Origin of the sequence: Caminicella sporogenes DSM 14501 (assembly GCF_900142285.1) — a bacterium.
In the GTDB taxonomy this organism is placed as follows: domain Bacteria; phylum Bacillota; class Clostridia; order Peptostreptococcales; family Caminicellaceae; genus Caminicella; species Caminicella sporogenes.
Window position 1 is genome coordinate 16076 of sequence record NZ_FRAJ01000024.1, and the last position, 11699, is coordinate 27774.

Sequence of the window (11699 nt, forward strand, 5' to 3'; positions counted from 1 at the left end):
CTTTCTAATTATTTTTTACTTTTTGGATTAAATATCACAGCCATTAAATAACCAAAAACTACAGCTGCCGCTACACCACCTGCTGCTGACTCTACTCCACCTGTAAAAGCTCCAATTATTCCAGATTTTTCAACAGAATCTATTGCACCCTTAGCAAGAGAATATCCAAATCCAGTTAATGGTATAGTTGCACCAGTTCCCCCAAACTTCACTATTGGTTCGTATATTCCTAAAGCTGTTAAAACTGCACCAGATGTAACAAATATTACAAGCACGTGGGCTGGTGTAAGTTTTGTACCATCCATAAGAAGTTGTCCAATAACACATATTATTCCGCCCACAACAAATACCTTAATATAATCCATAGTCAGCCTCCTAACTATTTCCTTTAATCATCTACTATCATTGAAACTGCATGAGCTATCCCCGGTATAGATTGCCCTTGATTTGAACTTGTAACTGAAAGTAATGCTCCTGTTGAAATTAACAGTACTTTATTTATTTTTCTATTTTGCATTTCTTTATAAATATATCCACAAAATACTGACGCTGAACATCCACAACCACTACCACCTGCATGAGTATCTTGAACTTTATTATCAAATATTAAAAGTCCACAATCATTATAATTTTTAGCAATATTATATCCCTTATCTAAAACCAATTCTTCAGTTATTTCTTTGCCTATAGCTCCTAAATCGCCCGTAACTATCAAATCATAATAATCAGGCTTTAAACCTGTCTCACAAAAATGACTTACTATAGTATCAGCTGCAGCAGGAGCCATAGCCGCTCCCATATTATTAGCATCTTTTATTCCTAAATCAATAACTCTACCAGTTGTAACATATTTAACTCTAGGTCCTTTACCATATGAAGAAAGAATAGCTGCACCAGCTCCTGTTACTGTCCACTGTGCAGACGGTGGTCTTTGATTTCCATGTTCTAATGGAAACCTAAACTGTCTTTCTGCAGAACTAAAATGACTTGATGTTACTGCTACTAAATTATCAGCATATCCTCCATCTATAAGCATTGCTCCTAAGCTTAAAGATTCAGTCATAGTTGAACAAGCTCCATATAATCCAAAGAACGGTATACCTAAATCTCTTGCTGCAAAGCTTGCCGACATTAACTGATTTAAAAGGTCTCCTGATAGCATATATTCTATATCATCAATTTTTTTTTCTGATTTTTGAACAGCCATCTTTACTGTCTCTCTAAGCATTTTACTCTCAGCTAATTCCCAACTTTTTTCACCAAATAAATCATCTTCTAAAATCATATCAAAATATTCTCTTAAAGGACCTTCTCCCTCCTTCGGTCCAACTATACTGGCAGTAGAAACAATATATGGGGGATTATCAAATACTACTGTTTGCTTTCCTAACTTTTTCAATGCCATATTAATTCCTCCTATTTCTTTAAAAAGAAATATAGTAAACCTATTATTACTGAAGAACTAAAACCATATACCAATACAGGACCAGCCAAACTAAACATCTTTGCTCCTACACCAAAAACATATCCTTCTCTTTTAAATTCCATAGCAGGAGATACAATAGAATTTGCAAATCCCGTTATTGGTACTATAGAACCTGCTCCAGCTCTCTTGCCTATTTTGTCATAAACCCCTAATCCAGTAAGAAAAGCACCTAAAAATACCATTACTATAACTGTTGCAGTATTTGCTTCTTTTTTATCCAAGCCAATATTTTTAAACATATTAAGTACAAATTGTGCAAAAGTACAAATAATACCTCCTACAAAAAATGCCCAAATACTATTTTTTATATAATTAGGTTTTGGTATTTTATTTTGGACATATTCTTTATATTTTTCTTCATCTAATTCTCTTTTCATATTGAACCTCCACATTTAATATTTTTAATAATTTCTTATTTCATCAATATTATTCTTTAACTCTTCATCTATAATATCTTTGTTGTATATAATATTTTCTAACTCATGTCTATTTTTTTTATCAAATAAATTTTCTATAAAAAAAATATTTGAATTTATTTTTTTTAAATATTTTTTATCCATCTAATCCTCCTCTAATATAAATTTCAATCAAAAAATAAGTCAGTTTGAGTCAAAAAAACCAATTTAGCTGAAATCGGTTTTTTAATATTAAACTTACTATATGCATAATAAAACGAAGCAATACATATCAATATAACAAATATTACCACAGTAATTTTTTTGTTTTCTAATATATATTTCATTTTATATCACCTCAAATTTTATCTTAATTATAGTATTAACCATTATTACTTTTTATAATTCCAAAAAAATAAAGACATGAATAAATTAATCATGTCTTTTCCAAAATATTCTTCATTGTTTCTAGAACCTTTTTCTCTATTCTCGATACCTGAACTTGAGAAATTCCTAAACTTTTTGCTATATCTGATTGTGTTTTATCTTTAAAATATCTCAGTATAATAATTTGTCTTTCTCTAGGTTTCAATTTATTTAATGCATCCTTTAAAGCTATTCTATCAATTATTTCACTGTCATCATCAGCATTTGTTTCACTTATCTTATCTATCAAATGAATTGGCGAGCCATCATCTTCATGAATAATATCATAAAGATAGTCAGGATGAATACTTGATTCTAAAGCAAGAACTATATCTTCTTTTGATATATTGAGTTCTTTTGATATTTCCTGAATAGTTGGTTCTCTTCCTAATTTTTTAAATAAAGTCTCCTTAGTCATTTTAACTTTATTTGCAGTCTGTTTTAAACTTCTACTAACTTTAATTATTCCATCATCTCTTAAAAACCTTTTTATTTCACCTATTATCATAGGAACTGCATATGTAGAAAATCTCACTCCATAAGAAGTATCAAATTTTTCAATAGCTTTAATCAGTCCTATACACCCTAATTGAAATATATCTTCTCTATCATAACCTCTATTATCAAATCTACTTACAAGGCTTTTTACTAGCCCAAGATTTTCATTTACAAGAATTGATTTTGCTTCTTCATCTCCCTTCTGTGCTCTTTCTATTAACTTTATAGTTTTTTCACTATTAAAATCGCTATTTTCTTCATATGAAGCAGCTGTCCCCATATCATCTACTCCTTATTCTTTTCCCCGATTGTTTTTATCATTATAACCTTAGTACCTTTACCTTTTTCCGATTCAACAATTACTTTGTCCATAAAAGTTTCCATGACTGTAAATCCCATACCAGAACGTTCAAGCTCTGGTTTTGATGTATAAAGAGGTTGCCGTGCTAATTCAATATCTTCAATTCCCCTTCCATAATCTTCTACTATTATTTCAATAGTATTTCCATTTATATTACATTCTAACAAAACTTTTTCTTCTGAATTGTCATATCCATGTATTATAGCATTTGTAACTGCTTCTGAAACCGCCGTCTTTATATCTGCAAGTTCTTCAATAGTCGGATCAAGTTGTGATACAAAAGAAGCTACTACTACCCTTGCAAATGCTTCATTTTGTGATTTGCTTAAAAACTCTATTTTCATATGATTTCTAAAAGACAATATTGTCACCCCTTTACATATTTGCTAAAGCTTCTTCATTAGTTTCATATTTATCAATAATTTTATATATACCTGACATTTGAAATATCTTATCTACATGAGGATTTAAACAAGTTACTACTACTTTTCCTCCCAATTTGCTGATTTTTTTATATCTTCCTATAACCACTCCTATACCAGAACTATCCATAAATTTCATATTTGACATGTCAAAGATAAGATTCTTTATATTATTTACATCTATTTTAGAATCTATATCTTCTCTAACTTCTTCAGCTGAATGATGATCGAGTTCTCCATCAAAATGCACTAATAAATTTTTATCAATTATATCAAATCTTAATTTCAATAAAATCCCTCCCATATTTAATTTTATAATACTATTCTTTAGCTATATCTCTTTTTCCTTCAGCGAAAATTAACTAGTTTTGTAAATTACAGCTTCTAATTTTCTCATAAAAAAAAGATAGGTGTCGATAACCGTCACCTAATCTTCTGATATGCCAAATACACTTGTTATTATTAAATTTAATAAACTAAGTACAATAGAAGCAATTATTGCTCCAAATAGTCCATTTACTCTAAATCCCGGAACAATTCCTGCACTCAATTTTAATATCAATCCATTAACTACAAATGTAAATAATCCCAAAGAAACAATATTTATAGGTAATGTTAAAATAATTAGCATTGGTTTAACAATAGTATTTGCTATTCCTAAAATTACTGCTGCCCATAATGCTACTATAAATCCTGATATATAAATATTTTCAAATAATTTAGCAATTATATATATAGATACTGCACTAGATAACCATCTCAATATAAATTTTTTCACTATTATCCTCCTAATCATACTCTACTTCAATTATCTCCATATTAGCAACTGCTTCACTTATAAGTTTTTCAACATCTAATAAATTTTCAGATTTTAATATTCTTTCAAGTCTTGGTTTAGTAACAGGTCTATCAGGTAAGAATACAGTACAGCAATCTTCAAATGGCTGAATAGAAGTTTCATACGTTCCAATCTTTTTAGATATATTTACTATATCAAGTTTATCCATAGCTATTAATGGTCTAAATACGGGAATTTTAACTGCAGCATTTGTAACATTTATACTCTCTAAAGTTTGACTTGCAACTTGCCCTATACTTTCTCCCGTAATTAATGCTTTACATCTTCTATTTAAAGCTATCTTTTCAGCTATACGCATCATAAATCTTCTAGAAAGTATAGTCATTTCTTCAGGTGGACATTTTTCATTAATAGCTTTTTGTATATTTAATAAATTTATTAAATGAATTCTAATCTTTCCACAATACTTGCTTAAAATCCTAGCTAATTCTATAACTTTTTCTTTTGCTCTATCACTTGTAAATGGATAGCTGTGATAATGAACAGCCTCTATTTCTACACCTCTTTTAGCCACTAACCAACCTGCTACGGGACTGTCTATCCCCCCTGACAACAATAACATGGCTCTACCACTTGTACCGTAAGGCATACCACCAAAACCAGATATTTTTTTAGAATATATATATGCTTTATCTCTAACCTCTACATTTATAACTACATCTGGATTATGTACATCTACCTTTATATTTTGAGTATTTTTCAATATATATCCACCGACAATTTTACTAATTTCAGGAGATTTTAGTGGAAAACTCTTATTTCCCCTCCTACTTTCAACTTTGAATGTCTTTATTTTATATTCTTCAATACATTCATCAATATGTTTTTTAGCAATTTCACAAATTTTATCCATATTTGCTTCAATTACATATGCAACACTTAAAGACACTACTCCAAATACTTCTTTTACACTATCAATCACTTCTTCTTCATCATAATCTTCCAGTTCTATATATATTCTTCCATGAGCTCTATAAACATTTAGCTCACCAATTTCTTCAACTTTACTTTTTATATTTTTTACAAGTGTCTTTTCAAAAAATGGTCTATTAAGACCCTTTAAGCTAATCTCGCCATATCTTACTATTAATACTTTTTCCATTTTATCATCTCCCTGCTATAACTTTTCTCAATTCTGCAACACGGTAAGTAACTCTATCTATAACATAATCAATTTCTTCCTCAGTATTAAATGGAGAAAAACTAAATCTTATAGCACCTTCCATTTCTTTCTCACATAGTCCCATTTCTCTTAGTACATGACTATAAGTTTTTTTCCTTGATGAACATGCTGAACCTGTTGAAACATAAATTTTATCCTGCTCAAGTGAATGTAATAAAACTTCTCCTCTTATGCCTTTAAAAGACATATTTAAAATATGAGGTGCTGAATTTTCCCCAATTGTTCCATTTATTTTTATATCTTTTACATTTCTTTTTATTCCTTCAAGCAACTTAAATTTTAATTTAGCCATTTTTTTTATATTTTCTTCAAATTCTCTTTTAAATAAATCCGAAGCAGTACCTAAGCCAAATATCCCCGGTACATTTTCCGTACCAGACCTAATTCCCAATTCTTGATTTCCTCCAAAAATAATAGACTTTATCTTAGTACCTTTTTTAATATATAAAGCACCTATTCCCTTTGGGCCATGTATTTTATGTCCGCTAATAGACATTAAATCGACATTTAATTTTTTTAAATTAAATTTAATTTTCCCAAAAGCTTGTATTGCATCTACATGAAATATTGGTCTATTAGTCATAGATTTTAATATACTAGATATTTCTTCTATTGGCTGAATAGTTCCCACTTCATTATTCACATACATTATACTAATAAAAGCAGTATCATCATTTATACTATTTTTAAATTGTTCAATATCAATTTTTCCATCTCCATCAACACTTAAATAAGTAACATCATATCCTTTTTCTTCTAAATACTTAAATACATTTAATACAGATAGATGCTCTATTTTTGTTGTAATTATATGTCGACCCTTTCTTTTGTTTCCTTCTAAAGAACCTAATATAGCTAAATTATTAGACTCAGTACCTCCTGATGTAAAATATATCTCTTTTTCATCACTACCTAATGCTTTAGCAATCTGTTTTCTAGCTGTTTTTATCAGTTTTTCAACCTCTACACCTTTTTTATGCAGCGAAGAAGGATTTGCATAATATTGTACTAATGCCTTATTCATCATATCAATAACTTCTTTTCTCGGCTTAGTAGTTGCAGCATTATCTAAATAAACTTCCATAAAACACCACTCCTGCTTTGCTTTGTTCTTTCCATATTTTATACTAATGAATAGTTTTTGTAAAGAAAGGACTTATATACTTTCTTTCATAAATAAATTCATAAAACTGAAAATCTAAAATAATTTATCACATCAATTTCTCTAATTTTTTTAAAAAACACATTGCAAAATTTGTCGGAATTTGTTATAATTTGTTTAGTGGTTATCCCCCTGGAAAACCTCAATCATATAATCTCTATTCCCAATACCCCTTGCAAAGGATTTGTTATAATAACAAATCCTTTGTTTTTTTGTTTACTAATTTATTAAGTAAATTTCTAAAATTCATTTATTATATATATAATTTATTATATAATGATGTTGATAATCTAGAATAAAGTTAAGGAGGATTTCTATGTCAAATAAAAAAGTTGCCATTATATTTACTGGTGGAACTATTTCTATGAAAATAGACCCTAGAATTTCTGCTGCCATACCCGCTCTATCAAGTGAAGAAATAATGTCTATGGTAACAAATATAGATAGATTTGCTGACATTGAAATAATTAACTTCGATAGAATTCCAGGCCCTCATATGAGTCCTAAAAAAATGATGGAACTTTCAAAAATAATAAAAGGTTTAGCAAATAGAAAAGATATAGATGGTATAATTGTAACTCATGGAACAGATACTCTTGAAGAAACCGCTTTTTTACTTGACCTGAATTTATTTTGTGAAAAACCTGTAGTAGTTACTGGTGCAATGAGAAATGGTTCTGAATTGGGTTATGATGGGCCAAGCAATTTAGCAGCTGCAATATGTACTGCTATTTCCCCTCAAGCTAAAAATAAAGGTGTTCTTGTAGTCATGAATAATGAAGTTAATGCTGCAAGCGAAGTTACAAAAACTCATACTTTGAGTTTAGATACCTTTAAATCTCTTGAATTTGGTCCATTAGGTATAGTAGACAATGATGAAGTAATATTTTACAGAGATATTGTTAAACATCATCATATACAAACAGATACAATCGAAGAAAACGTTTTTTTGATTAAAACAGCATCAGGTATGGATTCGACACTTATAGACTTTTGTATTGAAAAAGGTGCTAAAGGACTTGTTATTGAAGCTATGGGAAGAGGAAATATACCTCCTACAATGGTTTCAGGTATAAAAAATGCTATAGATAATGGAGTTATAGTTGTAATAGTATCTCGCTGTCCAATGGGAAGAGTTTTAGATTCTTATGGATATGAAGGTGGTGGCAAAACACTTAGAAATCTAGGCGTGATATTAGGTGGAAGCTTAAATGGTCAAAAAGCTAGAATTAAACTAATGTTGGCTCTATCTATTACAAATGACAAAGATAAAATTCAAGAAATATTTGAAAAAGACTTTTATACAAAATAAGAGAGAATTAATTCTCTCTTATTTTTGATTACAATATTACATCAGTAATTTCAAAAGAATAATTTTTTGATAAATCTATATATTTATCTTTTACCTTTACTAATGGTCTTGTAGGATTATTTTTATTTACTAATATTACTTCTCCTACTTCTCCATTGTTAAGTTTAACTATATTCCCAACATAAAATTGAGAAATTCCCTTTAAAAATAAATTAGCTATATGAGGATCTAAATGTCCAAAGCTATCATTAAATATTAGTTCTGCTACTTTAAACGGTGAAGTTTTATTGCGATATACTCTATTAGATGTCATTGCATCATATATATCTGCAATAGAAATTATCTTAGCATATATATGTATTTGATCATTTTTTAAACCATTTGGATATCCTTTTCCATCAATTCTTTCATGATGCTGTAGTGCACCATATGCAATATCATCACTTATACAATCTGTATTTTTTAAAATTTTATATCCTTCTAATGTATGACTTTTCATAACTTCAAATTCTTCTTTTGTAAGTTTCCCAGCTTTATTAAGAATTTCATTAGGTATTTTACTCTTCCCTATATCATGAAACAATCCTGCAATAGCTATTTCATTTAATTCATTTTGTGAAAAATTCATCCATTTTCCTATCATAGTTGAAATAACACATACATTTATAGAATGTTTATAAGTATACAAATCATTAATCTCCATTTGCTTAAGTCTATTGAGAATATTTATACTGTTTTTAACTTCATTAACTAATGGCTGCACAACTTCTTGCAATTCGTCAACAACTATTTTTTTTCCTATCTTAACATTAAAATAAACATTTTTAAAATAGTCTAAAGTTCTTCTATATTCCTTATCTAGTTTCTTATCTACTAATAAAACATCATCATCTTTATTTTTTATAACATAAATATATTTAATTCCCAATCTTTTAATCCCATCAATTATATTCTTATTAAGTATTGTCCCTTTAGAAGCATATAATATACTGTATTTTCCTACTATATCCTCTCCGAGTATCATACCTTCTTTAAGTTCATCTACAATTACAAGCTTCATAAAAATCCTCCTACCAACTAACAAATACATCAAAAAATTATTATATACTAACCTTAGAAAATCATTCATTATTTCTAAATCTATAGATATAAGTCGAGAATTTTCTCGACTTATAATAATATTTTATATAAATATTCAACAAAATTTTTATATATCCTTTATTTAGAATTAAAGTTTTTCTTAAGCTGTGCTACTTTTCCTTCTATTTTTTTTAATTCTCGTTCCTTTTCTCTAATTTCTCTACATAATCTTGGTACATCTTTTATAGCAAAACTCTTGTTAAAAAACCAATTATAAATATACTTACCTATTAATAATTCTAATTTTTCTATTTCTTTATTTAAATGTTTAATATCCATTTTATATTCACTAATTGATACTAAATAATCTGCTTGTCTAGATACATCACTAGCAGTACTAACTATTTTATTAGATATTTTTTTTATGTCCATTAACGCCCCCTCCCTTTGTAATATTATATTCTTCATATTTACCCATGTTTAATAATCACATAATTTTGTTGTATAATACATTATATGATAAAAAAATAGGAGGTACTTTTACATGGAAATAATAAAAAAAGAAATAATAAATCCTAATAAATTTCCTAAAATACTAAAAAAATTAATGCCTGAAAATAATTTTGTATTATTTGATATAGAAACTACAGGTCTTAATCCTTCTTATAGTAAAGTAGTATTAATTGGGCTTTTATATTTAAAAAATAATAAAATCATTATAGAACAGTTATTTTGTCATAACTCCAAAAATGAAATTAAATTATTAAAAACTTTTAAAGATAAAATAAAAAATTTTGAATATTACATAACATATAATGGTGGAAATTTCGATATTCCTTTTCTAAATAAACGACTATTAAAAAATAACATTGATTTTTCCATTGATCCTTTTTATAACTTTGACTTATACAAAATAGTAAAAAAAAATAAAAATAATTTAGGATTAAAAAATTGCAAATTAAAAACTGTCGAAAAATTTCTAGGTATAAATAGAAAAGATACTATTAGTGGAGCAGATAGTGTAAATCTTTACAAAGAATATGAAAAAACATTAAAGAAAAAATTAAAAGAAAAAATTTTATTACATAATTATGAAGACATTCTCTATTTATTACCTGTACTAAATATATTAAATTTTATTGATGAAAATGATATACTATCTTGTGTACCTTTTCAAGTTAATTATAAAAATAAATTTAAACTCCAAATACATAAATGTAATATAAAAAAAGACTTTTTAATAATATCTGGCAAAATTAACAAAACTATAAAACAAGATTATATTTTCTATGAATATACTTTTCATTTTGAAATTTCAAGCAAGGACAATAACTTCTTTTTTAAAATTCCTCTTTTAAATATTAATCTTCCAAATAAAAATTCAATATCACTTATTAATATTGATGAAATCAATATTATTGATAACTTTTTTTCTGAAATAAATAATGATGAAATAAATAAATATATTGTAAAAGTAGAAAATAAATATATATATTCAAATTTATATGATTTTATAAAAAATTGTACTTATTCAATTCTCGATAAATTAAACATATAAATAAAAACAATAAATTATATTACTATAGTATAATTAATCTATACAATAAACCTTCACTTAACACAAAAAGCAGGTATTTTTAAAAAAATACCTGCTTTAAAATCAATTATTAACCTTAAAAATTATCCTTTTACATATCTTATATTAAATATGGTGCCCAGAGGCGGAATCGAACCACCGACACGGGGATTTTCAGTCCCCTGCTCTACCGACTGAGCTATCTGGGCATATGGTGGGCTCAAGTGGACTTGAACCACCGACCTCACGCTTATCAGGCGTGCGCTCTAACCAGCTGAGCTATGAGCCCATAACTTACCAATTAATAATTAATAGGTAATAATTAATAAGTTTAAAATCAAAACCTTAAACACCTATTAATTATTAATTATTAATTATTAATTATTAATTGATTTTTAAATGTTTTTAGTACTCAAAATTGGTCGGGGTGGCAGGATTTGAACCCGCGACCCTCTGGTCCCAAACCAGATGCGCTACCAAACTGCGCTACACCCCGAACATATGGCAGGGGTGGCAGGACTCGAACCCACGACATACGGTTTTGGAGACCGTCGTTCTACCAACTGAACTACACCCCTGCATTTAAAACTTAATAAAATAAATATGGTGGGCCTTCAGGGACTCGAACCCCGGACCTGCCGGTTATGAGCCGGACGCTCTAACCAACTGAGCTAAAGGCCCACAATTATTGGCGGAGAAGGCGGGATTCGAACCCGCGCGCCGGAGAAACCGGCCTAACGGTTTAGCAAACCGTCCTCTTCAGCCTACTTGAGTACTTCTCCACATATGGCGGAGGGGGTGGGATTCGAACCCACGGCCCCTTTCGGAGTCACTGGTTTTCAAGACCAGCTCCTTAAACCACTCGGACACCCCTCCACTTAATTGGTGACCCATCCGCGACTCGAACGCGGGACACCCTGATTAAAAGTCAGGTGCTCT

The 11699-nt window shown here is 28.8% G+C and carries 14 protein-coding genes and 7 tRNA genes; 2 read left to right on the top strand and 19 right to left on the bottom strand.

Annotation, left to right across the window (positions count from 1 at the left end):
• Positions 1-8: 8 nt before the first annotated feature.
• The 10 genes from spoVAE to BUA90_RS11115 form a co-directional block, all read right to left on the bottom strand.
• Complete coding sequence (gene spoVAE, locus BUA90_RS11075) at positions 9-365, bottom strand: stage V sporulation protein AE (protein ID WP_072968606.1); 357 nt, start codon at positions 363-365, stop codon at positions 9-11.
• 23 nt (positions 366-388) lie between these two features.
• Entirely contained in the window at positions 389-1405 is a 1017-nt protein-coding gene (spoVAD, locus tag BUA90_RS11080; RefSeq protein ID WP_072968608.1) for a stage V sporulation protein AD, read from the bottom strand.
• Positions 1406-1416: 11 nt separating this feature from the next.
• Positions 1417-1863, bottom strand: coding sequence for a stage V sporulation protein AC (spoVAC, locus tag BUA90_RS11085; protein WP_072968610.1), 447 nt, complete (start codon positions 1861-1863; stop codon positions 1417-1419).
• Between the two features lie 24 nt (positions 1864-1887).
• Entirely contained in the window at positions 1888-2046 is a 159-nt protein-coding gene (locus BUA90_RS12440; RefSeq protein ID WP_159430029.1) for a hypothetical protein, read from the bottom strand.
• A gap of 271 nt (positions 2047-2317) precedes the next feature.
• A complete protein-coding gene (gene sigF, locus BUA90_RS11090) occupies positions 2318-3085 on the bottom strand; it encodes an RNA polymerase sporulation sigma factor SigF (protein ID WP_072968612.1) in 768 nt (255 codons plus the stop codon).
• A 5-nt stretch (positions 3086-3090) separates the two neighbouring features.
• Positions 3091-3510, bottom strand: coding sequence for an anti-sigma F factor (gene spoIIAB, locus BUA90_RS11095; RefSeq protein ID WP_072968629.1), 420 nt, complete (start codon positions 3508-3510; stop codon positions 3091-3093).
• 31 nt (positions 3511-3541) lie between these two features.
• Entirely contained in the window at positions 3542-3877 is a 336-nt protein-coding gene (gene spoIIAA / locus BUA90_RS11100; protein ID WP_072968614.1) for an anti-sigma F factor antagonist, read from the bottom strand.
• Between the two features lie 138 nt (positions 3878-4015).
• On the bottom strand, positions 4016-4366 hold the full coding sequence (locus BUA90_RS11105) for a phage holin family protein (RefSeq protein ID WP_242945092.1): 351 nt from the start codon (positions 4364-4366) through the stop codon (positions 4016-4018).
• A gap of 10 nt (positions 4367-4376) precedes the next feature.
• Positions 4377-5549, bottom strand: coding sequence for a tRNA uracil 4-sulfurtransferase ThiI (thiI, locus tag BUA90_RS11110; protein ID WP_072968617.1), 1173 nt, complete (start codon positions 5547-5549; stop codon positions 4377-4379).
• Between the two features lie 4 nt (positions 5550-5553).
• A complete protein-coding gene (locus BUA90_RS11115; RefSeq protein ID WP_072968620.1) occupies positions 5554-6714 on the bottom strand; it encodes a cysteine desulfurase family protein in 1161 nt (386 codons plus the stop codon).
• Positions 6715-7108: 394 nt separating this feature from the next.
• On the opposite strand from BUA90_RS11115, the gene BUA90_RS11120 reads away from it, so the two are divergent.
• Positions 7109-8104: an asparaginase gene (locus tag BUA90_RS11120; protein ID WP_072968622.1), complete on the top strand. Its 996-nt coding sequence runs from the start codon at positions 7109-7111 to the stop codon at positions 8102-8104.
• 28 nt (positions 8105-8132) lie between these two features.
• Here BUA90_RS11120 and BUA90_RS11125 read toward each other — a convergent pair whose 3' ends face one another.
• Entirely contained in the window at positions 8133-9164 is a 1032-nt protein-coding gene (locus BUA90_RS11125) for an HD-GYP domain-containing protein (RefSeq protein WP_072968623.1), read from the bottom strand.
• A gap of 158 nt (positions 9165-9322) precedes the next feature.
• Positions 9323-9616, bottom strand: coding sequence for a hypothetical protein (locus BUA90_RS11130; protein ID WP_072968625.1), 294 nt, complete (start codon positions 9614-9616; stop codon positions 9323-9325).
• Between the two features lie 112 nt (positions 9617-9728).
• Between BUA90_RS11130 and BUA90_RS11135 the strand changes: the two genes are divergently transcribed.
• Positions 9729-10742, top strand: a complete 1014-nt coding sequence (locus tag BUA90_RS11135; RefSeq protein WP_072968627.1) for a ribonuclease H-like domain-containing protein — start codon at positions 9729-9731, stop codon at positions 10740-10742.
• 151 nt (positions 10743-10893) lie between these two features.
• Here the strand turns inward: BUA90_RS11135 and BUA90_RS11140 are convergent.
• The 7 genes from BUA90_RS11140 to BUA90_RS11170 all read right to left on the bottom strand — a co-directional run bounded on the left by BUA90_RS11140 (position 10894) and on the right by BUA90_RS11170 (position 11636).
• Positions 10894-10969, bottom strand: a tRNA-Phe gene (locus tag BUA90_RS11140).
• Positions 10970-10972: 3 nt separating this feature from the next.
• Positions 10973-11049 (bottom strand) — tRNA-Ile (locus tag BUA90_RS11145).
• Positions 11050-11179: 130 nt separating this feature from the next.
• Positions 11180-11256, bottom strand: a tRNA-Pro gene (locus BUA90_RS11150).
• A 6-nt stretch (positions 11257-11262) separates the two neighbouring features.
• Positions 11263-11338 (bottom strand) — tRNA-Trp (locus tag BUA90_RS11155).
• 26 nt (positions 11339-11364) lie between these two features.
• A tRNA-Ile gene (locus BUA90_RS11160) sits at positions 11365-11441 on the bottom strand.
• A gap of 8 nt (positions 11442-11449) precedes the next feature.
• Positions 11450-11542, bottom strand: a tRNA-Ser gene (locus BUA90_RS11165).
• A gap of 5 nt (positions 11543-11547) precedes the next feature.
• A tRNA-Ser gene (locus BUA90_RS11170) sits at positions 11548-11636 on the bottom strand.
• Positions 11637-11699: the final 63 nt, after the last annotated feature.